The organism is Pseudomonas sp. 14P_5.3_Bac1, from assembly GCF_025466135.1.
GTDB lineage: Bacteria > Pseudomonadota > Gammaproteobacteria > Pseudomonadales > Pseudomonadaceae > Aquipseudomonas.
In genome coordinates this window covers 36,356-59,983 of record NZ_JANLOF010000061.1, presented here as the reverse complement: position 1 = coordinate 59,983, position 23,628 = coordinate 36,356, and the positions used below count along the sequence as shown (strand labels likewise).

Sequence of the window (23,628 nt, the reverse complement as noted above, 5' to 3'; positions counted from 1 at the left end):
TGTTTTTCCTCACATGTTATGGCGAGTCATTTCGCCAGGGGTAATGGCCATGATCGAGAGGTCACGGTGAAACTGCAGAACTTCCCTTTCCAGCCAAATCTCAATTCAATTACCGCTGCATCTTTTTAATCGGTTTATTCGACCACTTTGAAGGTCGGCGGCATCGTGATCGACACCGTTTTTATCTTGCAGTCTTCGCCAATCGGAACATTGGTGGCTTCCAACTTTCGGGTGGCGTTGTTCCACGTGCCATCGGCCGTAGAAGGCCCGCACTTGCCGCCCAGGCCGAAGGCGTGAACATCGACGCTGATCTTCGACATGGAGCCGCTTTTGGTGTCTTTGGCAACTAACACCCAGGGCAAGTTGATTGCCTCGACGCGGCTGCATTTAAGCCCGCCGTCGAATTCAACTTTATCGACATTCACCGATGAACCATCGGCCGCGACCTTGCCGGCCACCTTGATGGTGCAATCGGCGCTGATCAGCGCACCCTTGGAAAAGCTGATCGGGCCCTGGGCAGTAAAGGCGCTGCCGGCCGGCTCGATGCGTGCGGCCTGAGCCTGGTGGTAAACAATCAGGCCCAGTGCGGCCAGTATGATATGTGCGGTGAACGTGGCAGGGCTGTGCATTATGTACGTCCTTCCCTTGAAGTTATTGTTGTAGGGTCAAACAACTTTCTTGCCATCAAACTGATAAACCTTGGGCGATAAAAACCTGCGCGATACACAGATCCCGAGTTCACCCACGGCTGTGTTACTTCACCTCAAAACGGCTTGGCGCTGTTGCTGTACTTCTCCAGGTACTTCAAACGTTGTGACGGTTGAAGATTGGTCAAGGTGATATCGCCGGCGTAATGATTCAACACGCGATGGTCCATGCGACGTCGCCACAAGTACGGCACATAGGCCCAGACAATCATGCTCGCGTAACCATAAGGAAGTTGCGGCGATTCATCAAAGTGGCGCAATGACTGATAACTACGGGTGGGGTTGGCATGGTGATCGGAATGCCGTTGCAGTTGAAACAAAAAGATATTGGTGACAATACGGTTACTGTTCCACGAGTGCCGCGGCGAGCAACGTTCATAGCGACCGTTGGGCAACTTCTGGCGTTTAAGCCCGTAGTGCTCGACGTAGTTCACCACTTCCAGCAACGAGAACCCGTAGATGCCCTGAATGATCAGGAAGGGAATCACGGCCGCCCCGAGCCAGGCAATCATCACGCCCCACAACACCACGCTGTACATCCACGCGCCGAGAACGGCGTTCTTCCAGTGCAGTGCCGGCAGGCCGAGTTTGCGCAGACGTTCGCGTTCCAGGTTCCAGGCCGACAGCGCGCTGAACCACACCGAGCGCGGCAGGAACGCCCAGAAACTCTCACCCAGACGTGAGCTGGCCGGGTCTTCCGGTGTGGCCACGCGTACGTGATGGCCACGGTTGTGTTCGGTGTAGAAGTGCCCGTAGAAGGTCGGCGCCAGGGTGACCTTGGCCAGGAACACTTCCAGCGGCTTGGGCTTGTGCCCCAGCTCATGCGCGGTGTTGATTGCAATGCCGGTGGCGGCGCCGGTGGACAGCGCCATGCCCAGGTAGGTGAACCAGGTGATCTCACCGTGCAACTCGGTGCGCGCGGTAATAAACGCTGCGGTCTTCGCCAGCCAGCTCGACGGATCAAGGCTTGCAGTGGCATTGAGCAGGCCGCCGTTAATGATCCAGTCGATCCCACCGGCGGCCAGCCAGCCGGTCACTACCACTGAGGTGATCACGAACAGCACGCCGGTGTAGACGATCCAGCGGTAGTAGCTTTGCGATTCAAGGTTGCTGACGGCGGATTCTGGCGGGTTGCTGACGTCTTCACCGAGCAGGCCGTCGATCAATGGAATCAAGCCGAAGATCACCAGCACGCCGACCCACCACAATTGCTGTACGCCTGTGGTGATGGCCAGGGCGCCGGAGAGCAATGGGGTCGCCAGGGGCATGATGCCCAGCCACCACAAATGACGTTTGCCGTCGGTCCAGACGGTGGAAGTGACCAGAGTCTGGTTCATGGCAGCCTCCGGACGAGACAGCTTGGAGATGCGATAAAAGGCGTTTTTTTCATTATTTTATTCGCTCTTAGGCACTTCAAAAATTGTTTCAAATTAGACATTGAAATAATTTTTTTAAATAAATAGCGCGGAATCGTTAGGTCGTCAACTAGTTTCTCGAAGGCTTTTTGACGTGACTGGCCAGTCTGTTTTTCAGCCGTTTGGTCAGGTGTCTAAAGCAGGCATCGACGCCGTTGTGCCGCGAGTCGGGTAACACCATTATTTGCTCGCCAAGGCAAATGGCGGGTGCAGCACGGCGGCGCTTTGCGGCGGGCGAACGCGCTTGGCCACCTGCTCCACCAGCGCAGCCACGCGCTCTGTGGCGGTAATTGGCAGCATATGGCCACGCCCCTCCACCACCTGCATCTTCAGCCCGGGCACTTTGCTTGCCAGGGCCTGGCCGTGCTTGTGAAAGTCCAGCACGTTGTCGCGCGCGCCATAGATCAGGCCGATTGGCAGGGTCAGTTGCGGGTAGCGCTTGACCATGTCGGGCAAATGGTCGTTAACCGTATTGATCTCGGTGGAGGCGGCGTAGAAGTTGTCCGGACGCATACCCAGCAGCCCGCCGCCACGCGTGGCGAAGTCTGACGGCGCGGCATCTGGGGCGAACACGCCCTTCACCACCGTGCCTCTGGTCAGCAGGCCGACGGGCATGGTCAGGGTGTGTGACATCCACCGTCGCAACCAGGCCGGGCGCACCGCCAGGGACAGGAACACCGGCGGCAACATACGCTGGGGATGCGTCAGCGGCGCCACCAGGATCAGCCCGGACACCGCGTGGGGATGGTCAAGCGCCAGCGCCAGCGAAATCGCCCCGCCCAGGGAATGCCCCAGCACCAGCGGTTTATCCAGGTCCAGGGTTTTGATAAAGGCCGCGATTTGCCGAGCCTGGGCCGGCAGGTCTGCCGCAGTACCCGTTTGCCGGGTGGAATAGCCCGAACCCGGACGGTCCAGCGTGATCACGCGAAAACGCTCACGCAGTTGGGCGGACAAGGCATAGGTCAGGTTGCGACTGCTGCCCATCAGCCCGTGAATCATCACCAGCGGCGGGCCTGCGCCTTCCTCGACATAATGAAAGCGCTCGCCATCGACCTCGACGAAGCGCCCGTTGATCGGAACAGTGGCTTCTATACGCCGCGTCATCCAGGCACTGAAGCCCCACAACAGCGCACTCGCCACTCCTAACACGCCCGCAGCGACAACCCATTCAACAGCCATAGCTCGGTCCTCTGCTTCCCTGCCGCTGGCGACCTGACCGGTATTGATCAAGGCCTCAGCCATCGTCCACACCCTGGACCTAAACTTCATGCGTACCGTGCTCGTCCGTCGGACAAGTCGCACATGCGGAACAAGGTTCTAGCGTAGGCGAAATTTTCAGGTAGATTATTTAAAATCTTTTTTAAAATAATTAATTCAATTTTTCTTTGCAATGGTGTTCTATCTAAAAGACACAACAAAAACAGGAGCACATCGATGCCCACGAGGGACAAGCCATGAATGCCCACAGCGATTCAATCGACATCGCCATCATCGGTTCCGGTTTTGCCGGCCTGTGCATGGCGATCAAACTCAAGGAAGCCGGGCTCACCGACTTCTTTATCGCCGAACAGGCCGAGACGCTTGGCGGCACCTGGCGCGACAACCATTACCCAGGCTGCGCCTGCGATGTGCAGTCGCATGTGTACTCGTTTTCGTTTGCGCCCAACCCCAACTGGACGCGGCAGTTCGCACCGCAGGCGGAGATCCGCGCCTACCTTGAACACTGCGCGCAGCGTTTCAAGCTGACGCCCTACCTGCGCTTCAACATGGGCCTTGAACGCGCGGTGTTCGATGAACAGCAGCAACGCTGGCAACTGAGCTTCAGCGATGGCCGCAAGGTCAGCGCGCGGGTGCTGGTGTCAGGCATGGGCGGGTTGTCGCGCCCGGCGTTGCCGGATATTGCGGGGCTGGACAGCTTCAAGGGCAAGCGCTTCCATTCCCAGCAGTGGGACCATGAATATTCATTGAAGGGCAAGCGCGTGGCGGTGATCGGCACCGGCGCCAGTGCCATCCAGTTCGTCCCGCAGATCGCGCCGCAGGTGGCGCATCTGGACCTGTTCCAGCGCACGCCGCCCTGGATCATGCCCAAGCCCGACCGCGAAATTTCGCGCGTCGAGCGTTGGGCCTTCAAGCACCTGCCCTTCACCCAACGCCTGGTGCGCGGCGCCTTCTACTGGGCGCTGGAAGGCCGCGTGGTGGGGTTTGCCCTGCACCCGAGGTTGATGAAAATGGTGCAGAAAATCGCCCTGCGCCATCTGCGCAAACAAGTGGCGCGCCCTTCCCTGCGCAAGACCCTCACCCCGGACTACACCATCGGCTGCAAGCGCGTGCTGATCTCCAATGACTACTACCCGGCGCTGTCGCGCAGCAATGTCGAGGTGGTCAGCGACACGGTGCTGCGCATCGAAGCGGACGGCGTGATCACGGCCGATGGCATCAAGCACCCGGCCGATTGCCTGATCTTCGGCACCGGTTTCCAGGCCACCGACCCGCTGCCCCGCGATTGCATCATCGGTCGCGACGGCATCGACCTGATGGACGCCTGGCGCGACGGCGCCCACGCGTACAAGGGCACCACCGTGCCGGGTTATCCAAACCTGTTTTTGATCGTTGGGCCGAACACCGGCCTTGGGCATAACTCGATGATTCTGATGATCGAGGCCCAGGTCACCTACATCCTGGATGCCATTACGCAAATGCAGCGCCAGCGCATCGCCACGGTCGAGGTCAAACCCACCGTGGAGCTGGCCTATAACCAGCAGCTGCAAGCCCGGCTCAAGCGCACCATCTGGAACACCGGCGGCTGCCAGAGCTGGTACCTCGACCCGCGCACCGGCAAAAACACCACGTTGTGGCCCGGTTCAACCTGGCGGTTCAAGCGTGACACGCGGCACTTCGCGCTCAAGGACTACGTCGCCGAGCCGTTGCCCACCTCGACACCCCGCCCTGTTTCGGCGCCCCACTCCACCGCAGAAGGCAGCCTGTCATGAAGTCATTCAACGGCCGCGTGGCGGCAATCACTGGCGCGGCGTCCGGCATGGGTCGCGCATTGGCCCTGGCGCTGGCACGCGAAGGCTGCCACCTGGCGCTCGCGGACAAGAACAGCCAGGGCTTGGAACAGACCTTGGCGCTGATCAAGACCTCGACGCTGTCCCCGGTGACGATCACCACCCACGTGCTGGACGTGTCCGATCGCCAGGCCATGCACGACTGGGCCGCACGCTGCGTGGCCGACCACGGCCAGGTCAACCTGATTTTCAACAATGCCGGCGTGGCGCTGTCGAGCACCGTCGAAGGCGTGGACTACGCAGACCTGGAGTGGATCATCGGCATCAACTTCTGGGGCGTGGTGCATGGCACCAAGGCATTTTTGCCGCACCTCAAGGCCAGCGGCGACGGACACGTGGTCAACACCTCCAGCGTGTTCGGCCTGTTTGCCCAGCCCGGCATGAGCGGCTACAACGCGAGCAAGTTTGCGGTGCGCGGCTTTACCGAATCGCTGCGCCAGGAACTCGATCTGCAACGCTGCGGGGTGTCCGCCACCTGTGTACACCCCGGGGGAATCCGTACGGATATCTGCCGCAGCAGCCGCATCGACGCGAACATGACCGGTTTTCTGATCCACAACGAGCAACAGGCCCGCGCCGACTTCGAAAAGCTCTTCATCACCGACGCCGACCAGGCCGCCAAGGTCATCCTGCAGGGCGTGCGCCACAATAAACGCCGCGTGCTGATCGGCCGCGACGCGTATTTCCTCGACCTGCTCGCCCGTTGCCTGCCTGCCGCTTATCAAGCTCTGGTGGTGTTTGCCAGCAAGCGCATGGCGCCCAAACAGCGCACGCAGGTGTTTGAAACCAACGACGAACCTCGTCTCTGAACAGGAGTACCCACGATGCTGCCCATCCGTCGCGATATCCGTTTTGCGTTGCCTGCCGAGCGCATCAAGAACTGGCACGAACAAGGCCCGTTCATCACGCACTTCTTCAACGCACTGTCGCTGTTGTTTCCCCAGGGCGAACTGTTTTTCATGGACAGCGTGCGCCACTACCGCCAGCGCATCGACGATCCGGAGTTGAAAAAGGAAATCCAGGGGTTTATCGGCCAGGAAGCCATGCACAGCCGCGAGCACGTGGCCTATAACGACCTGATGCAAGCTGCCGGCCTACCGGCGCACACCCTGGACCGGCGCCTCAAATTCATCCTCGACCTGCAAAAAAAACACCTGCCACCGTCGTTCAACCTGGCGGTGACCATCGCCCTCGAGCACTACACGGCAATGCTCGCGGAAATCCTGCTGAGCGACCCCACGCGCTTTGGCGAGTCACTCAAGGGCTACCAGCAAATGTGGTACTGGCACGCCCTCGAAGAAACCGAACACAAGGCCGTGGCGTTCGATGTGTGGAACACCGTGATCAAGCCTGGTCCTGGGCGCTACTTGCTGCGCACCGGCACCATGCTGACCACCACGGTGTTGTTCTGGCTGGTGGTGATGGATTTCCACCTGCGCCTGCTGATTGCCGACCGCAAGGCCGGCGGGCACGTGAAGGGCTTCTGGCGCATGCTCAAGTTTCTCTACGGGCCCAAGGGCGTGTTCCCGCGCATGCTGCGGCCATGGCTGCACTACTTCAAACCGAGTTTTCACCCCTGGGACCACGACAACCGCGCGCGGCTGGCGCAAATCGACAAGCTGGTCGAAGAAATCGAGCAGACGCAGCGTGAATTCGCCGCCACGCCAGCTTAATCCCGAGTGGCCGCACGCTCGCGCACAAAGCGCTCCAGCTGATCGCCGGGCAGCGCCTTGCTGAAATACCAGCCCTGAACAAACAGCTCGGTGCCGGTATTGAGGAAGGCCAATTGCTCGGCGGTCTCTACGCCTTCGACCACCACCCCCAGGTTCAGCGCCTCGCAAAAACGCAGCATGCCGGTCAGCACACGGGCGCCTTGGGGGTCGTGCTGGGCCACCACAAAGCTGCGGTCGATCTTGATGAAGTCCACCGGAAACTGGTGCAGATAGCTCAACGCGGAAAACCCGGTGCCGAAGTCGTCGATGTAGACCTTGGCGCCGATCGCCTGCAATTTCTGGATCGTCTGGCGTGTGGCCGGGACATCGCGCACCAACGCATCTTCGGTGATCTCCACCGACACTTGCCCATGGGCCTGGGCGAGAATGCCCACCAGGCGCTCGCCATAGGCCGCATTCGTCAGGGTGGTACTGGAGATATTGATGGTCATCGGCAGGGCAAAGCCGATTTTCTTCCAATGCTGGTACTGGCGCACGGCCTGGGAGGCCACCCAGACATCCACGTCCGGCATCAACCGCGCCTGCGCCAGCCACTGCAGAAACTCCCATGGTGAGTGCACTGTGCCCTGGCTGTCGCGGGCGCGCATCAGTGCTTCGCAGCCGGTGCACAACCCAGTGCGCGTCGAGACCTGAGGCTGGAATTCGAGGTAGAACTCATAGTCGCTGATCTGCTGGATACGGCTCAGCTCGACGGCCTGGCGCGCCAGCACCTTGTGGGATGCCAGCACCGGGTCCAGTTCCAGCAGCCGGCCCTTCTCCTCCAGGCCGCGAAAGGTCATGTCCAGCGACTTGAGGTACACGGTGCTGCCGCCACTGGACTGGCGATGAATGGCGCGCACATAAGGCGCATACACCAGCGTGCCGATGCCCAGTAGCGCCACTTGCAGCACCACGGCCGCCAGGTCGCCGTGGGTACTGAGGTAGGCGTTGAGCAGCACCGGTGCAGTAAACGGCACGCTGGCCACCGCCGGTGACACCCAGCCCAGGTGTACCGCCGTCAGCGCCAGCATGGCATTGAACGCCGGCACCAGTAAAAAAGGAATGAACAAGCGCGGATTGAGAATGATCGGCAAGCCGAACAGCAGCACCTCGCTGACATTGAATAACGACAACGGCAGACTGGCCATCGCCAGCAGACGCATGGACTGGCTCCTGGAAAACAGCAGGATCGCCAGCAACAGGCACAGTGCACCGCCCGACCCACCGATAAACGCGAAACACCCCAGCAGGCCGCTATTGAGCGCGTATTTGATCGGCTCACCCGCCGCCAGCGCGGCGCCATTGAGCAGCACCGCCTGGTCCAGCACATCGAACAACGGCTGCAGGGCATACGCGCCGTGAATGCCAAAAAACCACAGCAGAGAATTCATCAGGGTCACAAACAAGCCGCTGCCGTAGGGCGATTGCAGCGCATCGAGCACCTGCGGCCCTTGCAGCTGCGCCACGGAAGGTATCTGCAACAGCAACGACAACATCGCCACCAGCGACAGCGCAGTGATAGTCCCCGGCACCACCATGTTGATGGTGCCCCGCAGGTTATGGCCCACCAGGTCTTCGTTGACCAGACGCGTCCAGCGAAAGCGATGCAGCCAGGCCACCGCCGGTACATTCAGCAACGGCGAGGCGATGGCGATAAACAGTACAAACGTCGCCGACGCCCGCGGGTAATCGCGCAAGACGAACGTGGCGACCACCACATGCGCCAGGCACAGGAACGCTACCGGCAATTGCGGCAGGCGATACTGGATCGCCAGCATGTAACCAATGGAGGCTGCCACCAACAGCGGGATCACCGAGCTGATCTGGTTATGCAGCCCAGACAAAAAGGCCACCACCTGCGGATCAAACCCCAGCGCCTTGGCGCACTCGGAAAGAATCAGGAAACCGGCCGACACCAGCAAACACGGCAAAATCCACAACAGGCCTTCACGGATGGCCCGTAACGATTCCGTGCTGGCCAAGGCCGCAAGGCGCTGGGTGAGGAAAAGTTTGAACAGCGTTTGCGCCATGACCCGTCCCCCTGCCCATCGCCCTCTGCCCGTGGTCGGCAGCCTCGAAATCCCCTGCAACGCTACACGGCCAGAGACCGGGAGCGAAAGGCTTTTGCCGTGACACGCGCAATTATTCAGAATTAATTTAACCCCCCTGATCCTTGTTGGTCAGGGTGAGTTAGCCCATCCTTTGCAGCTTAATTCTCAAACGGACTCGAGCCCAGGCCTTGCTCCCTGTGCTTTATACGCCATCAAGGTGCCTGCCGATGCGAGCAATCCTGCCGCTGACCTTTGTATTACTGGGTTTTTCAAGCGCCGCCGTCTACGCCAGCGTTACAGATTTTCCTGACGCCCAGGCCAGCGGTCCTGCTCGCCTCAAATGGATGGTCGGCGCCCCGCCGCCGCCGGACCGCACCGTGCGTTTTGACGATGGCAGCTATTTTCGCTTCCCCGCCATGCGCTGGAGCGTGGCGAACTGGAGCCGACCGGGCAGTGAACAGGACGTCTATTTCAGCGTGGACTCCATCGGCACACCGTTTGCCGGTGGCGGCTTGAACGCCGGGCTGCGGGACATGGCCCGTTTCGGTGAAATGCTGCGCAATGGCGGCCGCTTCAATGGCCAGCAGATCGTGCCTGAAAGCGTGGTCAAGGATATTCGCCAGGGCGGCGATAAAGAGGCTTTTGCCAAGGCAGGCTATAGTCAACTCAAGGGATGGAGTTATCGTGCCATGTGGTGGGTCACTCACAACCCCGATGGCGCCTATATGGCCCGCGGCGTCCACGGCCAGAGTATCTACATCGACCCCGCGGCCGAGATGGTGATTGTGCGCTTTGCCTCCCATCCGGTTGCGGCCAATGCCGCGGACGACGGTGTCACCTTGCCGGCCTATGCGGCCCTGGCACGCTACCTGCTCGAAAACCCGAGCACCTGAGCAACATCCATCATCGGGCAACATGATCTGCGCCAAGTCATGAGCCCCCCTCAAAATGTACTATCGGCGTGTTTTGGCTCCCGCGGGAAAAGGAGCCCGACATCAAGGAGAACTGTTCAAGATGCAATACAAGCTGTCCCACAACCTGCGTCCACTGATGTTCAACGCCCTGCTGTGGGTCGTGGGCGTCACCTTGCTGTTCATGGCCAGAAATGCCATCGAACACCTCACCGGGCCCGTCGAAGAAACCTGGCTGGACTTGGACCTGGCAGTGATGCTGGGTGCCTACCTGTTATTTTTCTTGCTTGAGCCGATACGAAATCGCATAAGCCGCCGCTTACGCAAATACCTGCGACGCTGAACACCTCACCACTGGCCCGCTACCGGCGCCCGAGCCCCAGGAGTTTTACCTTGTCCCAACCCGGCGATAACCACCAGCGCGCCCTGGACAGATTCTTGACCGAACATCCGGAGGTGGCCACGCAACTGGACACCCTGAACCCGCTGGCCGCTCAGGCCAAGCGCGAAACCCTGGAGCAGTATCGCGCCGAACGCCTGCATGAAGCTTTCGAAGCCGAAGCTGAACGACAGAACCTGTTTGCCTGGGAGCTGACACTCAAGTTGACGGCCGATTCACCCGAGGCCTTCGAAGCCCAGCGTCTTGAAGTGCACAAGGAAGTCGCACAAATGGCCGGGTTGAGCTGGGCCGACTATTGCCAACTGCATGGCCTGGCCCATTGAGCCCTGGGTTACAGCCACCCGCGTCGAGGGTGGCTGGCTATGGCCTCGCGTAACTCGGCGACGCTCAGCACTCGACGTTCAGGATCAACCGCCAGGGCCGAGCGCAAGGCGGGCCAGCAGCGCTTGGGCAGTTGCCGAGGCCGAACCAACGCGTGCATGGGCTGACGTCCACCCAGGCGTTGCCCATGGGCCAGCTCGTACACGACGCAAGCCACGCCATACAGGTCGGCGGCGGTGCTCAGCGCCCCGCCGGCGAGTAATTCCGGGGCAACATACGCGGGTGTCCACGCGTTGAAACGGTCGCGATTCAAACTCGGCAACCCCACCGTCCCCGGTACTTGCTGATGGCCCAGGCCGAAATCGAACAACCGCACACCTTCTTCGCTGACCATGACATTGGCGGGTTTGATATCGCCGTGCAGGACGTTTTGCTGATGGATGTAAACCAGTGCATCCAAAAGCTGTAGGACCATCGGTTGCAGTTCTCGCCAGGGCAACCCAGCGGGGCACTCGGGCAGCAGCCGGTCGAGCGTGATGCCGTGCATCAATTCCATCGTGAAAAACGCGGCCTGGCTGGTTGTATCAACCTCGAACGAAAATGCCCGCACCACACCGTCGTGGCGCAGGCTGCGGGTCAGGGCAAACTCGCTGTAGAGCAGCACATGCGCGTCCGGGCACTGAGACAAAGTCTCGCCCAAAAGCTTGATTGCCACGCTGGAGCAGGACGCGCCAAATTGCTCGTGCAACAAGTCACGAGCGCGATAAACCACGCCCATCCCGCCCCTGCCCAATTCGCGTTCGAGGCGATAACGCCCGGCGAGTAAGCCTGGCGCCATTGATGTGTCATTCATGGCTGTACCACCACGGCGGTCAAATCATCCCGCGCGGGCCTGCGCAATACCGTTGCAAATAAACGGTCCACCACCTGCTGCGGCGTGCCAACGCTCAACGCACGCCCCAGGTCTGCGTGACTGAGCGCCTGATACAACCCATCGCTGGCCAGCAGAAATACGTCCCCTGGCCGGGTGCTGAGTTCCAGCACCTCAAGCTGCAGCAGCGCTCGCGCACCGATGGCCCGGGTCAATGCCCTGGCCTCCGGGTGGGCCCGAGCTTGCGCCACACTCAATTGGCGCTCATCCATGAGGCGCTGCTGCAGTGAATGATCGCGCGATAATTGGTAAAGCCTTTGCTCGCGCCACAGATAACATCGACTGTCCCCCGCCCACACACAGGCGGCACGCCCCTGCTCAAGCAGCAATGCCACCACCGTACTGCCCATCGTGACGTCGCCGCGCGCGTCAGACCTGATACCCGCCTTCGCCAACTGCTGGCTGACGTGTTGCAAACGTTGCCGAGCCGCGTTGACGCGTTGATCAAGGTTACCTGTGGCAGACAGCGAAGCGAGACTGCGAACCACCCACTGGCTGGCCACATCACCGCGCTGGTGACCGCCCATGCCATCCGCCACGGCCCAACAGCTTTGTCGCGCACCGTCCAGGAACGCATCCTCGTTACGCGGCCGGGCCTGGCCCTGTTGTGTGCGCCCGGCACTGCGCCACTCAATAGGCCGACTGCTCACAGTTGCTCAGGCAGGCGGAAAGTGCGCCACGCCTCCATGTCAAACGGGCTGGGCGTACGCTGACTGGTCAACAGGTAATTGGCCCGCAGCCCGGCAAGGTCGGCCTTGAATATCAGCGCGTTCCTGCCGCTCGCCGGCTCTCGCTGCATCAAGTCAAAAAACCTGAACAACGACCAGGCGCCGGTATCTTTCTCGATACCCAGGGGGCGTTGCTCCGTGCCCCGCTCCAGTACCAGGCTGCTGCGACCGTTGTCGGCCACCATCGGCCAATCAAACACCATGGGCACGATGGGTCCATGGCGATATTCCAGCTGTTTATCGCCAAAGCGCAGGGTCGCCCGACTGACCGACTGATCCAGGCTGTAGGGCGCCACGGTAAATCGAACCGACACCTCACCCTGCGGTTCAGTGAAAAACACCTGGCGGATAACCTCGGCTTTCGTCAGTTGATCCAGCACCGAACGCGAGACCGGCAACCCACTGCCATCCAGACCACGCAACCTGTAACGGTTGCCGTCAACACTGACGAAAGGCCGCAGGTAGCTTTCATAAAAGCGCGCCATGACGCCCTGGGGTTTGAAGAACTCTTGAAAGTCATTGAGGGCGACATCGCTGCTCGCATGAGCATTGAACGGGTAACGCTGGCGGATCGCCTTGGCATACAGCCCATACACCTCACTGTGATAGCGCTGGTTGACGTGCGAATAGGCCCCGTCCAACAAGTGACGCCAGCTGTTGTCAGCCACCCCCTCAAACCAGCCTGCGAGCGGCAACGGCAACCGTGCAGCGGCGTCACGCAGAGTGCCGAGCACATCCTGCTGCCCCTCCATTCGCCGCTTTACCCGTTGAAAAGCCGCCTGCTCGGGCGAGCTTTCGCGGTTGAGCGCAGCCAGTTGCAGGTGCAGCTCGTCGAGCAAACGCAATGCCTGCGTCAACTCGACGCCAGGGTTGTGCTGCTCGTCGAGCAACTGGTGCAATGGCTCAAAGCGTCGTTGCAACGCTCGGCGGGCAGAGTCTGGAAGGACGACCTTCGCCCCTTCAGCCACAGCCGTCTGAGCGATCACCCCCAACGCTCCCGTCTGAGCGGGTACGTTGGCCAAAGGGTCATGACCGGGCAGCAAACGCGTGTTTTCACGCAACAGCAGCAACAAGTGCATCAGCGGCGACTGGGCTGACGTCAAGCCCGCGAGCTGTTCGGCATCCTGCCTGAGGCTGTCGCTCTGTTGCAGGCTGACGCGGCCAAGGGCGGCACTCCAGGTATCGGCATACTCACTGAAATAGCGCTGCTGCAGCTCAATCATCAGCCGCCGCAAATCCATGACACTGAGGTCGGCACCCTCCCCCAATACCCAGTTGTCCTGCGCAATGGCATTCACCAGCCGCGGGCCCTGTGCCTCAAAGTACTGCCAATACCTTTTGGTGTAGAAACCGGGAATAGGTGGATCAATGGCCGCGAATACCTTGCCCTCGACAAGCCGCAAAGGCTCGAGGTTGCGTGACTGTTCGCGCAACGCCCGATAAACCACATCCGCCAGGGACTCACCCCGCAGTGCTTCGCGAGCCTTGGCCACAAGGGCTTCATCGAGCGGCGCAATGAACGGTTGCTCAAGCAGCCGCGCCAAGTGTTCATTCAGGCGTTTGTGCACCGACGCGTCACCTGGATAACGCGCAGACCAATGGTCTGCAATATGCTGTGCCAGCCACCCGGTATCACGGCGCTCCCGCAGATTGAGCATCAGGTAGGCGCGCAGGTTTTCCAGCAGTCGTTCGCGATTGCCAAGGTTGGTGCGAACTTGCTCCTCGAGCAGCACTGTTAGGCGGTCCAGTAACAGCTGCTGCACGGCCAACTGATACGCGTGGGTCAAGGGTGGGCGGCTCAAATCACCCTGAAAAAGGCCAGCGCGCTCGATAAACCGTGCGTCTTCTGTTGCAGGGAAAACCTGCGTCGCCGCCCAGCGGGCATCCAACAGCGCCAGCAGTGTGAGGGTGTCGTCAGCATTCTGCGCAGCGGGTGCAGGTTGCACCGCCAGTGCAGCCACTTGCGCCAGGCGTTGCTGGTTGACGGTGTAGCTGTGCGTCCACAGCCACCCGGCGCTCCCGATAACCAGCACAACGGCGATGGCCAGTAACCCCTGGCGCAAATGGATGCGCCGTTGCTCCGGGGTCTGCAGACCGGCGAGGTCTGCCTCGGCAAAGATCACCCGACTGAACAGGCCCTGCACGAAATGACTGTGCCTGTCGCCGGCGCAGGTCAAATAGAAGCCCCGCAACCCGCTGATGCGCTGATAACGATGAGCGGAAAAAGCCGACTCCACGAACAGGCACAAACGCTCGCCGAGTTGCGCCGCCTGCTGGGGGAAGTCGAGCATAAGGCCACGGCGCTCGACATTACGCTCCTGATGCAATCGCGTAATCAATTCACCGCTCAAACGCTGCAGCAGCTCGTCGAACGCGCGGCGCACCTGTGCGATGTCAACGCCGCCCTTGCCAACATCGAGTGGCTGGCCAAGCACGCTTTCTGCCTCCTCTCCCTGGGGCGCATCGAAGAACTCGGCAAACCCCGGCACGCGGTCAGCCTGGGTCAGCACCAGATACACGGGAACGTCCACGTGCAACCTTTGCTGGACCTCTTGCAGGCGCGAGTGCACCTGGCGAGCCTGCAGGTCCAGATCGTGCTCGTTACGGCCCAACAATGTTTCGACCGACAAAGCCACCACCACGCCATTAAGCGGGCGCACTCGGCGCCGCTGCCTGAGCAGACGCAACAGCATCGACCAGCCGGCGGCGTCCAGCGTGCTGTCAGGTTGTGTCAGGTAACGCCCCGGGGTATCGATAAGTACGCTTTCGCCAGTGAAATGCCATTGCGCATGAGCCGTGCCTCCCACTGGCATTGCCTCTACGCGGTCAAACGGCAGTTGTAAGCCCGCCGCCGCCAACAGCCGCGTTTTGCCGCTGGCTTGCTCGCCGATCAACAAGTACCAGGGCAAGTTATTACGCCATCGCTGGTTATGCCCTGCGTATCGCGGCGAGGTTTTCAAGCGCTGGAGGGCCTCTTTGAAGCGACCGCGTACCTGTCGCTGCTCGCCCTCAACCCATCCCAGTTGCTCATGGTGTGCCTGGCGTTCAGGTCTCTTGAGCTCAGCTGCCCGGCGTACGCCGACGAGGACCATCGCCAGCCCCCACAGCAGAAACAACACGCTGATGGTGACCAGGCGAGCACTCGCGCCTTGCCAGAAGCGGTGATCATCCACGGCCAGCAACGGCCCGAAACACCACACCAACACCGCGCAGGAAAGCACCAGCAACAAGCTCCAGACCCAAATCGTGCCCAGCACAGTGCGCGCGTTCTTGAGGAATGCGTTCATTCATTGCTCCCAGCGTTTACAAGGGCGTCTGAGTCAGTTCCGACGCCGAAAATTGAAAGGGTTGCAGCGCCCTCGCGGCTTCTTCGCCCAGCCGCCAGGCAAATCCTGTGTACATCGCCAGCAAACAGGCCAGGGTAAAGACTGCGACCCAAGTCACCGGGATAACGGGGAGCCGTTTACGGCGCGCACGCCCTGCTCGCGTGGGCTGCAAAGGCGCCGACAGTGGCTCGCCTCGCACGTGCCTGATCTGTCGGTACAAGGCATCGCGTACGGCTTCAAGTTGGCTGACACCTCGCTCCATGATTCGGTATTTGCCTTCGAATCCGAGGGAGAGGCACAGGTACATCAGCTCCAGCATTGCCAGGTGCTTGACCGGGTCGCGGGACAGCCGCTCCAACAGTTGGAAAACCTTCTCCCCACCGAAGGTTTCGTTGTGAAAGCGGCTCAACAGGCTCATCTTCGACCAGTCGCTGCGGCTGCCCCACGCCGTAGTGACTACAGCTTCATCGACGACGCTGCACAACACATAACGGGCCGACATCACCTGGCTGCTCTCGACACCACTCTGCAAGGCGCGGGCTTCAAACTGAGTGACCGCCAATACCATTCTGTCGTTGACCGTGCCCAAGCTTTCGCGGCCAGAGGCGCTCTTGAGCTGAACCACTTGCGACAACAACGCCCATGCGGCCTCAACGAGAGGGTTGAACCCCATCTTGAAGCGCGGGGTACCTTGCTCGTGGGCGGCGTAGATCATTCGATCTTCCAACTGCTCAAAGCGTGGCGGCGCAGGGAAGTCCGTGATCGGGCCGTGGCCCGGCCCACGGCCCTGATGGTCGAGCAAAACAGTCTTTTCATCCTGCAGGTATTCACTGTCCATTGTGTTCAGTTCCTGATGGCCCAGAAGTTGAGTTCGAGCGCTGTAAATTCACCGCCTACATGGAAGGCAAACCCACCCGACTGCTCCAGCTGCGTGATGTCGCGGGCACTCAGATCCAGCATGAAATAGGTTTTGCCTGCATGAAACGGAATCTGCCGTGGCGCCACAGGCAACGGCCTGACCTTGATTCCCGCCAGGTGCAAGTTGACCAGCTCGCGTATGCGCTCCACCGGCCCGACCTTCAAATGCGAAGGCAGGCGATGGCGCAATTCCTCCGAATCACACTGAGCAGTGGCCGCCAGAATAAACGTCGCAGTGCCGAGCAATTTCAGGTCGCTCACCGGGCATACCAACACCCCGTATTGGCGTTGCTGCAACGTCAACTCGATGGCGTGTTGCTCAAGCACCATTGACAGCACGCCACGCACGCCCTCCATCAACCCGCGAAAACTTTCACCTTGGTCTTCATGTCGATAACGCACATCCAGGTGCGCGCGTTTGCTGTCGTTGGCGAACGTTGATAACTCACCGAACAGCGACAATAATGCCCGGAACAAGGCTTGCGGGCGCACGTGGGTCTGGCTCAGGCAGTGACGCAATTCCAACTCGGTACGATTGATCAATTGCAGCATCAGAAAGTCGCCTATTTCCGTACCTGCGGCGGTGCCTTCACCCCGAATACGCGCTGCAATGGCATCCCCACGGCTGGAGAGCAAGCTGATCACCTCCTTGAGGCACGACGGCAAATAGCCGTGGCCCTGAAGAAAAATGAAGGATGGAATGAAGTCGGCATCCAGGCTCACGCCGCCTGCATCGGTCGACTCCAGCACTTGAGCAACCTTGAGTTTGACGAAACTCTGCTCGCTTGGAGGGTCGCCCAGCAGCAGACGCAGGTCAGGACGCGCGCAACTGATGTGACAACGGGAGTCGACGCCGGCATTCGAATCCCCCACCTCAATGTCACACGCCAGATAGCGGGCCAGGACGTCGGTTTGCTGCTGGCGGCGAACTTCGCTCTGATTGCCGGTATCCAGCGGCAGCGCGAGATAAATCGGCTGTTTGCCGGCGTTGGGGGGCACCTGCAAGACCAGCGGCTCCATCGCCCCGTCCAACTCGAACAGACTACCGTCCGGCAATACGCCACTGGCCCGGTTGACCACCACCTTGCCGAAATTGAGGTATTGCAAATCGACTTCCAGCGTCAGAAACCCCCACGCATCGGCCCCCAGCAAGCGCGTCCGATTGAGCTGCTGGTGGTAATAGCGATCGTTGTGCTGCAAATGCTGCGGCCGTAACAGCATGCCTTCCTGCCAGATAACTTTATGAACCTGCATATCACTCGGACTCCTGACCATGCATGGACGACGAAACGCGAATACCGGCCTGGTCCAGCACAAGATCGGCACGGGTTAACTGCTGCGGGGTAATGGGCACGACCCACCGCCATTGAACATGGGGCAGATCTCGATAGGCTGCCAACACGCCCAAGAAACGCGTGCCGGGCTCGAGCCCGAGCTTGAGCGCCAGCCGCTCACCCGGTCGCAGTTCAAGTTCCTCACTGCGCAGCCAGTCCTTGGGCAGCGACTGCTCGGCATTGCTGTACAGACTGAAGAAGTCAGCATTTTCAAACGCCACGGCGTGACGCAATTCAATCAAGTGCACCACCACCGGAGACGGCCTGCCGTGCAGGTCGGGGTTGACTTGCTCGCTGGCGGCCAGCGCCATGTCCAACTTGGTCAAGGTAGAAAACGGCGATAGGCTGCTGCAGCCGGCCAACAGGCCGAGCAAAAGCAGCGTTGTTGCAAGCGCGGCTCGAAACATAATGTTCATCCTGGATAATCGACGTGCAGGGTTGAGATCAAGCGCACCTGCTCTTCGTAAGCCTTGGCGAAGTCACTGCCCGGCAGGCGATCGGTGAACTGCTCATCCTCGAGCAAACGCTGGTAGTGACGCTGGTAAGCCCGCCAATACCCACCGTCGGTGAAAAATCGGCGCCGTTGCCCCTGGTATTCGAAGCATGTCAGCAGATGACCCGGGGCAAAGGCGCTGCGCGTAGCGCGCAGTGCATTGCGGCAGGCCGCCAGTAACGCAACCTGATGGACTTGCATATCCCGATGGGCCTGGGTGATGGCGTGTTCGGCCGGCAACTGGCCAAGATCCTCGGTGCCCAGCAGCATCGCCATTGCGGCATCGGTTTCGACGCTGTCTCTCAAAGGGCTCCGGCGCCTTTGCAGCGTCTCGAACAGCGGCAGATTCAGCTCGCTTTTAAGCTCTTCGCAAATCCGCAGGCTTTGTTGCAGACCTTCTACCTCCATACGCAACAGGCGCGCTGCTCTGATCGCCAACGCCTCGCGACCCGTCGCATCAAGGGCTTCCAGGCTAATACCCAGTGCTGTCGCAAACCGCCCCCAAAAAACGTCGCTGCCCGCTGCTGGCATCGCATCGGAACGAACCGGGACGGCTTCCTGAGCGGGTTCGGCGCGTCGGGGTAACGTCAGATGGTCCCTGTTGGTCACCCGATCGTCGGCCCACGGACCCGACGTGCCGCCCCCATCTGCCAATGCCTCCAGGTCCTGCGACGTGGTCTGACGCTGCTGCTCGACGTCGAGCGCTTGAATTGGGTCCAGCGCCAGGTAGGCATCATCGGGAATCAGCCCTGTGTTGGCGTCCCATTGCTCACCGCAAGACTGCGTCAACGCCACCAGTTTTGCCCGAATCGACAAGGTTCCCAGTTGAAAAATGTCGCCATCACTGATCAATCGCGCCTGCCCCTTGCGCAGACGTTCGGCGCTGCCGGCTACACCGATTCCGTTGCTGCTGATATCCGTCAACAGGTACTGGCCCTCACGATAGGCGACCAAACCATGGTGGCTGGAGAGCAGACGGCTGGCGTCCGGAATCACCCAGTCACACCCGGCACCACGACCGATCACGCCGCCTGCAGCGCAAAATAGCTTGCGCGCCGTGGGTGCGCGGCTTCCGTCCTCGGTACCCAAAAGCTCAAACACAAGTTGCATGGTCAGCCTCTCCCCTTTCACTGGCCACGATTGATCGACTTGGGCTCACCCAGCGGGCGGTAATCAGCGTCGTCAAACACGTAATTGGCGCTGCAGCCACTCAGCAGACACAACACAAGCACAACGGCTTGCCACGGACGATCAGGCATCAGGTTTCTCCCACAGAAATAAGGTTGCCCAGCTCGATACGGCACAGGCGTCGGTCATGCATGGCAATGCACAAAAGCACACTTCAGCCCTCGCCTCTGGCATCGTCGAAAGGAATGTTCAGGCGCGCGAGACGATAGAGCAGCGTGCGCCGAGCAACCCCCAGTTCACGGGCAGTGCGGGTTCGATTGCCACGGTTCTTGTGCAAGCAATCAATCAGAAATACGCGTTCCACTCGCTCCATACGCTGGCGTAGCGTCACATCAACGGCATCGGTCGCATCCGGGGCCAGTGGCAACGACAAATGCGCCGGCAGAATCACACCGTCGTCACACAGCAGCACTGCGCGTTCCACCAGACACTTGAGCTCGCGGACATTGCCGGGAAAGCCATGGCTCGACAGTTGATCAAGGGCGGTATTGGACCAGTCGACAGGCGCCCGCCCCAGCGCAGCGCACGCCTTGTCGGCGAAGTGCCGCGCCAGCTGCAACACATCGCCATCGCGTTCACGCAAGGCAGGCAATTGAATAGGGAACTGTGCGAGCCGGTAATAAAGGTCTTCACGAAAACTGCCTTGCGCCACCATTGCAGCGAGGTCGCGGTGGGTCGCGGCAATGATGCGCACGTCAACCTTATGCGCGACGCTGGCGCCCAACGGGCGGATCTCACCCTCCTGCAAGACCCGCAGCAACTTGGCCTGCAATGACAGCGGCATGTCGCCGATTTCATCCAGCAGCAACGTACCGCCATGCGCGGCGTCGAACAGCCCCGCGTAGTTGCGCTCGGCACCGGTGAATGCCCCTTTGCGGTAGCCAAACAGTTCGCTCTCGAGCAAACCTTCTGGAAACGCAGCGCAATTTTGCACCACGAATGCCTGGGCACTGCGTGGCCCGGCCGTGTGAATCGCCCGCGCCACGACCTCTTTGCCGGTGCCGGTCTCACCACGCAACAGCACCGTATAAGGGGTCTGCAGGACTTTGCCGATCAGGTGGCAGGTTTCTTCCATCGCAGCGCTGTTGCCGATCAAGCCATAGGCCCCTGCAGTCGACCCACCGCGCGGTGAACGGGCAATGGCTGGCGCCGGTTGCATGCGACGCAGCATAAGCAGTTGGTTCACGGCGAAACTGCCGAATTGACCCAGCGATGGCGCGTAACCCAGCAGTGGCGTCACACGCCAGCTCGCGCACAGGAGTACGCCTGTGACCGCATTGGTGCGGTTGAACAGCGGAACACACAATAGCGCACGCCAGGGCGCCCGCGCCGCCGGCAAAAAGCCGCTGTCATAGAGGCTGCTTCCGACGTCATCGAGGCCCAGGCAACAACGCGTTCTCAGGACGTAGTGCAACAGCTGTTGGTTTTGCGCTGCCGGACGTGAAGTCGGTTCGCCGCCCGGCAGCGCCTCAGACAAATGTTGAGCAATAAGCTCGAATTGGCCAGTCACCTCATCCACCAGGTACAGCTGAGTGAGCTCGCACTGGCTCAGGTGCGCAGCGTTCACAGCACATAGGCCTGGCAACATCGTCGGGTCACTTTCCTGGCTCACGCGCGCGAAGCCGTCCAGCAAGGCGGCGGCGTACACCAGCGGTTCGGCCACTTGGGTAAACATAGCGTTCGTCATTGGCCGAACTCACAGCTGGGCAGGCCATTGCCATCCAACCCTGCATGCACCCACGACAAGGACTCATCCGTGGTCATGGCACTCAGAACGCGATCGACCATTTGCGGCAGCAGGTAGCGCTCGATCCATTGATCGATGTACCGCGCACCACTGTCACGGTCCGCGCAGCGCTCGGCCATGTGCGCGATCAGCTCAGGGGACCACGTCAGGGCCAACTTGCGCCGATGCAACCGCTCACCGAGGCTTGCCAGTTTGAGCCTTACCACCTCATGCAGGACTGGACCGGCAATCGGGTAATACGGCACGACACGCATCCGGGCCAGCAGGGCCGATTTGAAGTGGCTACGCAACACGGGCTGTATAGCGTCCTGCAACACCTGGGCCTCAGGCCGCCGACCGTTTTCACACAGTTCGTTGATGCAGTCGCTGCCAAGGTTGGAAGTCATCAGGATCAGCGTGTTGCGAAAATCTATTTCTCTGCCTTCACCATCGTTGGCGCGGCCCTTGTCAAAGACCTGGTAAAACAGGTTCAACACCTCGGGGTCGGCTTTCTCGACCTCGTCGAGCAGTACCACTGAGTAAGGCCGCTTGCGCACAGCCTCGGTCAGGACTCCACCTTCGCCATAACCGACGTAGCCCGGTGGCGCACCGATCAAACGGGACAGCGCATGCTTTTCCTGGTATTCCGACATATTGATGGTGGTCACGAACCGCTCACCGCCATACAAAAGCTGCGCCAATGCCAGCGCTGTTTCGGTTTTGCCGACGCCACTGGGGCCCACCAGCAGAAACACACCCACCGGCGCATCCGCTTTGTTGAGGCCCGCGGCAACCGCCCGCAAGGCACGATCAAGCACCTGCACGGCATGCTCTTGTCCCAGAATGCGCGTGCGCAGGGCAGCGGCAAGGCTCAATACCTTTTCGTTGGGCTCCAGCGCCAGCTGCTCAACCGGAATGCCGGTCCAGGCACTGACCACCTCGGCGATCAAACGCGGGCACACCTCAAGTTTGTCCGATGACTGGCCAGCCTGTTGAATCCGCTGCTGCTCCACTACCTGACGTTCCTGCTCGATGGCGTCCAAGCGTCGGCCCAGCGCTTGCAATGCTTGAGAATCCACCGGCAGCCCCGCCTCGGCGTCCCGGCTTAACGCCTCATGTTGCCGCGTGCCTTCCGCCCGTTCCGCGTGCAGGTTTTGCAGCGCCTCAGGGGGCATTGCCTGACGCGTGCGCACTCGTGCGCAGGCGGTGTCCAGCACATCCACGGCCTTGTCCGGCAACTGGCGGCCCGCCAGATAACGAGCGCTCAGGTGTGCCGCCGCTACGACGGCATCATCGCGGACGTAGACACCATGGCTTGCCTCATACACCGGAACCAGACCGCGCAGGATCGACACGGCTTCCTCGACACTTGGCTCACCGACCAGCACTGGCTGGAAACGACGCGCCAATGCCGGGTCTTTCTCAATGTATTGCTTGTATTCCGACCAGGTGGTGGCCGCAATGGTGCGCAGAGCGCCTCGAGCCAACGCAGGCTTAAGCAGATTGGCCGCGTCGGAACCGCCTGCCGGGCCTCCTGCGCCGACCAGCGTATGGGCTTCATCGATAAACAGGATCACGGCCTGCGGCGAGGCGTTGACTTCATCAATCACGCCTTTGAGCCGCCGCTCGAACTCGCCCTTGAGGCTGGCACCCGCTTGCAGGAGCCCCATGTCCAGGGTCAGTACGCGAACAGCCTTGAGGGCATCGGGCACCTGCGAAGCGACAATTTTCAGCGCAAGGCCTTCGACAATCGCTGTTTTGCCTACCCCGGCCTCCCCGACCAGGATCGGGTTGTTCTTGCGGCGTCGCACAAGAATGTCAATCAGTTGCCGAATTTCACCGTCGCGACACAGCACCGGATCAATCAGACCTTCACGCGCCTGGCCTGTGAGGTCATGCGTAAAACGCTGCAACAACGATTCTGTCGCCAACGGATCAGCCGCAGATTCCTGGCTGGCGAGAAAATCCCGTACACGCTCTGCATCCAGGCGGCCCAGCACGGCCTGATAGCCAGCACCGGCGTACTCCAGCGGATGACGCAACAGCGCCAGCAACAGGGCGCCCTCATCCACAAAGCGTTGCCCCAGCTCGAGATGGGCAACCATCAACGCTTGTTGCAACCAATGCACCAGCGCCTGAGAGAAGACCGGATTACGGGTTGCACTCTGCTCACTTCTTGGCTGCAACGTTGCTTGCAATTCGCTCATCGGCACATCAGCGTCGGCCAGGGCCTTGGCCAGCAGGCCGCCGGGCTGCTCAAGCAAGGCAAGTAGCAGGTCTTCGACGAGTACTTCTCGGCCACCGCGGTTTACACAACGTTCCGAGGAACGCTCCAGGTCGCGACGTACCTGGGTTGTCAGCGTGCGTACAAGCTGTTGCAGGTCCACATTGATCATAAT

20 protein-coding genes are annotated in these 23,628 nt (G+C 60.6%); 6 read left to right on the top strand and 14 right to left on the bottom strand.

Annotated elements, in window-relative coordinates:
- Positions 1–134: 134 nt before the first annotated feature.
- From praA to NTD89_RS16640, 3 genes are all read right to left on the bottom strand, one after another.
- Complete coding sequence (praA, locus tag NTD89_RS16650; protein WP_262208670.1) at positions 135–629, bottom strand: alkane oxidation protein activator PraA; 495 nt, start codon at positions 627–629, stop codon at positions 135–137.
- Positions 630–763: 134 nt separating this feature from the next.
- Complete coding sequence (locus tag NTD89_RS16645) at positions 764–2,044, bottom strand: alkane 1-monooxygenase (RefSeq protein WP_262208669.1); 1,281 nt, start codon at positions 2,042–2,044, stop codon at positions 764–766.
- Between the two features lie 258 nt (positions 2,045–2,302).
- A complete protein-coding gene (locus NTD89_RS16640; RefSeq protein ID WP_262208667.1) occupies positions 2,303–3,301 on the bottom strand; it encodes an alpha/beta fold hydrolase in 999 nt (332 codons plus the stop codon).
- 275 nt (positions 3,302–3,576) lie between these two features.
- On the opposite strand from NTD89_RS16640, the gene NTD89_RS16635 reads away from it, so the two are divergent.
- Genes NTD89_RS16635 through NTD89_RS16625 form a run of 3 tightly spaced genes read left to right on the top strand, consistent with a single transcriptional unit; the run spans position 3,577 to position 6,863 of the window.
- Complete coding sequence (locus tag NTD89_RS16635) at positions 3,577–5,112, top strand: flavin-containing monooxygenase (protein WP_262208666.1); 1,536 nt, start codon at positions 3,577–3,579, stop codon at positions 5,110–5,112.
- Complete coding sequence (locus NTD89_RS16630) at positions 5,109–5,999, top strand: SDR family NAD(P)-dependent oxidoreductase (RefSeq protein ID WP_145164432.1); 891 nt, start codon at positions 5,109–5,111, stop codon at positions 5,997–5,999. The genes NTD89_RS16635 and NTD89_RS16630 overlap by 4 nt, the downstream gene beginning before the upstream one ends.
- A 15-nt stretch (positions 6,000–6,014) precedes the next feature.
- Positions 6,015–6,863 carry a metal-dependent hydrolase gene (locus NTD89_RS16625; protein ID WP_242197269.1) on the top strand — a complete coding sequence of 283 codons (849 nt, stop codon included), beginning with the start codon at positions 6,015–6,017 and terminating at the stop codon, positions 6,861–6,863.
- Here the strand turns inward: NTD89_RS16625 and NTD89_RS16620 are convergent.
- Positions 6,860–8,932, bottom strand: coding sequence for a PTS sugar transporter subunit IIC/EAL domain-containing protein (locus NTD89_RS16620; RefSeq protein WP_145164435.1), 2,073 nt, complete (start codon positions 8,930–8,932; stop codon positions 6,860–6,862). The genes NTD89_RS16625 and NTD89_RS16620 overlap by 4 nt on opposite strands.
- 248 nt (positions 8,933–9,180) lie before the next feature.
- On the opposite strand from NTD89_RS16620, the gene NTD89_RS16615 reads away from it, so the two are divergent.
- The 3 genes from NTD89_RS16615 (at position 9,181) to NTD89_RS16605 (ending at position 10,587) form a co-directional block, all read left to right on the top strand.
- Positions 9,181–9,846 carry a serine hydrolase gene (locus NTD89_RS16615; RefSeq protein ID WP_262208663.1) on the top strand — a complete coding sequence of 222 codons (666 nt, stop codon included), beginning with the start codon at positions 9,181–9,183 and terminating at the stop codon, positions 9,844–9,846.
- Positions 9,847–9,967: 121 nt separating this feature from the next.
- Positions 9,968–10,207, top strand: a complete 240-nt coding sequence (locus NTD89_RS16610; protein ID WP_145164439.1) for a hypothetical protein — start codon at positions 9,968–9,970, stop codon at positions 10,205–10,207.
- Positions 10,208–10,257: 50 nt separating this feature from the next.
- Positions 10,258–10,587, top strand: coding sequence for a DUF6388 family protein (locus NTD89_RS16605; RefSeq protein ID WP_106577839.1), 330 nt, complete (start codon positions 10,258–10,260; stop codon positions 10,585–10,587).
- Positions 10,588–10,595: 8 nt separating this feature from the next.
- On the opposite strand, the gene NTD89_RS16600 is transcribed toward NTD89_RS16605, so the two are convergent.
- The 10 genes from NTD89_RS16600 to NTD89_RS16555 all read right to left on the bottom strand — a co-directional run bounded on the left by NTD89_RS16600 (position 10,596) and on the right by NTD89_RS16555 (position 23,625).
- A complete protein-coding gene (locus NTD89_RS16600) occupies positions 10,596–11,438 on the bottom strand; it encodes a serine/threonine-protein kinase (RefSeq protein WP_262208661.1) in 843 nt (280 codons plus the stop codon).
- Complete coding sequence (locus tag NTD89_RS16595; protein WP_262208659.1) at positions 11,435–12,166, bottom strand: PP2C family protein-serine/threonine phosphatase; 732 nt, start codon at positions 12,164–12,166, stop codon at positions 11,435–11,437. The genes NTD89_RS16600 and NTD89_RS16595 overlap by 4 nt, the downstream gene beginning before the upstream one ends.
- The gene (gene tssM, locus NTD89_RS16590) at positions 12,163–15,531 is read right to left on the bottom strand and encodes a type VI secretion system membrane subunit TssM (RefSeq protein WP_262208657.1); all 3,369 of its coding nucleotides are present in this window, start codon (positions 15,529–15,531) and stop codon (positions 12,163–12,165) included. Before tssM ends, NTD89_RS16595 begins: the two co-directional genes overlap by 4 nt.
- A gap of 16 nt (positions 15,532–15,547) precedes the next feature.
- The gene (gene icmH, locus NTD89_RS16585; protein ID WP_262208655.1) at positions 15,548–16,408 is read right to left on the bottom strand and encodes a type IVB secretion system protein IcmH/DotU; all 861 of its coding nucleotides are present in this window, start codon (positions 16,406–16,408) and stop codon (positions 15,548–15,550) included.
- Positions 16,409–16,413: 5 nt separating this feature from the next.
- Positions 16,414–17,742, bottom strand: a complete 1,329-nt coding sequence (gene tssK, locus NTD89_RS16580; RefSeq protein ID WP_262208654.1) for a type VI secretion system baseplate subunit TssK — start codon at positions 17,740–17,742, stop codon at positions 16,414–16,416.
- Position 17,743: 1 nt separating this feature from the next.
- Positions 17,744–18,229 carry a type VI secretion system lipoprotein TssJ gene (tssJ, locus tag NTD89_RS16575; RefSeq protein WP_262208652.1) on the bottom strand — a complete coding sequence of 162 codons (486 nt, stop codon included), beginning with the start codon at positions 18,227–18,229 and terminating at the stop codon, positions 17,744–17,746.
- A gap of 5 nt (positions 18,230–18,234) precedes the next feature.
- Positions 18,235–19,425 (bottom strand): type VI secretion system-associated FHA domain protein TagH, encoded by a 1,191-nt coding sequence (gene tagH, locus NTD89_RS16570; RefSeq protein WP_262208650.1) that lies wholly within the window; start codon positions 19,423–19,425, stop codon positions 18,235–18,237.
- Between the two features lie 17 nt (positions 19,426–19,442).
- A complete protein-coding gene (locus NTD89_RS16565) occupies positions 19,443–19,574 on the bottom strand; it encodes a type VI secretion protein (RefSeq protein WP_145164452.1) in 132 nt (43 codons plus the stop codon).
- Positions 19,575–19,657: 83 nt separating this feature from the next.
- The gene (locus tag NTD89_RS16560; RefSeq protein WP_262208648.1) at positions 19,658–21,190 is read right to left on the bottom strand and encodes a sigma-54 interaction domain-containing protein; all 1,533 of its coding nucleotides are present in this window, start codon (positions 21,188–21,190) and stop codon (positions 19,658–19,660) included.
- Positions 21,187–23,625 (bottom strand): AAA family ATPase, encoded by a 2,439-nt coding sequence (locus tag NTD89_RS16555; protein WP_262208646.1) that lies wholly within the window; start codon positions 23,623–23,625, stop codon positions 21,187–21,189. The genes NTD89_RS16560 and NTD89_RS16555 overlap by 4 nt, the downstream gene beginning before the upstream one ends.
- Positions 23,626–23,628 lie beyond the last annotated feature (3 nt).

Excerpts from the sequence above, each read along its gene's own strand:
- praA (WP_262208670.1), bottom strand. The coding sequence starts at position 629 with ATGCACAGCCCTGCCACGTTCACCGCACATATCATACTGGCCGCACTG.
- NTD89_RS16645 (WP_262208669.1), bottom strand. The coding sequence starts at position 2,044 with ATGAACCAGACTCTGGTCACTTCCACCGTCTGGACCGACGGCAAACGT.
- NTD89_RS16640 (WP_262208667.1), bottom strand. The coding sequence starts at position 3,301 with ATGGCTGTTGAATGGGTTGTCGCTGCGGGCGTGTTAGGAGTGGCGAGT.
- NTD89_RS16635 (WP_262208666.1), top strand. The coding sequence starts at position 3,577 with ATGAATGCCCACAGCGATTCAATCGACATCGCCATCATCGGTTCCGGT.
- NTD89_RS16630 (WP_145164432.1), top strand. The coding sequence starts at position 5,109 with ATGAAGTCATTCAACGGCCGCGTGGCGGCAATCACTGGCGCGGCGTCC.
- NTD89_RS16625 (WP_242197269.1), top strand. The coding sequence starts at position 6,015 with ATGCTGCCCATCCGTCGCGATATCCGTTTTGCGTTGCCTGCCGAGCGC.
- NTD89_RS16620 (WP_145164435.1), bottom strand. The coding sequence starts at position 8,932 with ATGGCGCAAACGCTGTTCAAACTTTTCCTCACCCAGCGCCTTGCGGCC.
- NTD89_RS16615 (WP_262208663.1), top strand. The coding sequence starts at position 9,181 with ATGCGAGCAATCCTGCCGCTGACCTTTGTATTACTGGGTTTTTCAAGC.
- NTD89_RS16610 (WP_145164439.1), top strand. The coding sequence starts at position 9,968 with ATGCAATACAAGCTGTCCCACAACCTGCGTCCACTGATGTTCAACGCC.
- NTD89_RS16600 (WP_262208661.1), bottom strand. The coding sequence starts at position 11,438 with ATGAATGACACATCAATGGCGCCAGGCTTACTCGCCGGGCGTTATCGC.
- tssM (WP_262208657.1), bottom strand. The coding sequence starts at position 15,531 with ATGAACGCATTCCTCAAGAACGCGCGCACTGTGCTGGGCACGATTTGG.
- icmH (WP_262208655.1), bottom strand. The coding sequence starts at position 16,408 with ATGGACAGTGAATACCTGCAGGATGAAAAGACTGTTTTGCTCGACCAT.
- tssK (WP_262208654.1), bottom strand. The coding sequence starts at position 17,742 with ATGCAGGTTCATAAAGTTATCTGGCAGGAAGGCATGCTGTTACGGCCG.
- tssJ (WP_262208652.1), bottom strand. The coding sequence starts at position 18,229 with ATGTTTCGAGCCGCGCTTGCAACAACGCTGCTTTTGCTCGGCCTGTTG.
- tagH (WP_262208650.1), bottom strand. The coding sequence starts at position 19,425 with ATGCAACTTGTGTTTGAGCTTTTGGGTACCGAGGACGGAAGCCGCGCA.
- NTD89_RS16565 (WP_145164452.1), bottom strand. The coding sequence starts at position 19,574 with ATGCCTGATCGTCCGTGGCAAGCCGTTGTGCTTGTGTTGTGTCTGCTG.
- NTD89_RS16560 (WP_262208648.1), bottom strand. The coding sequence starts at position 21,190 with ATGACGAACGCTATGTTTACCCAAGTGGCCGAACCGCTGGTGTACGCC.
- NTD89_RS16555 (WP_262208646.1), bottom strand. The coding sequence starts at position 23,625 with ATGATCAATGTGGACCTGCAACAGCTTGTACGCACGCTGACAACCCAG.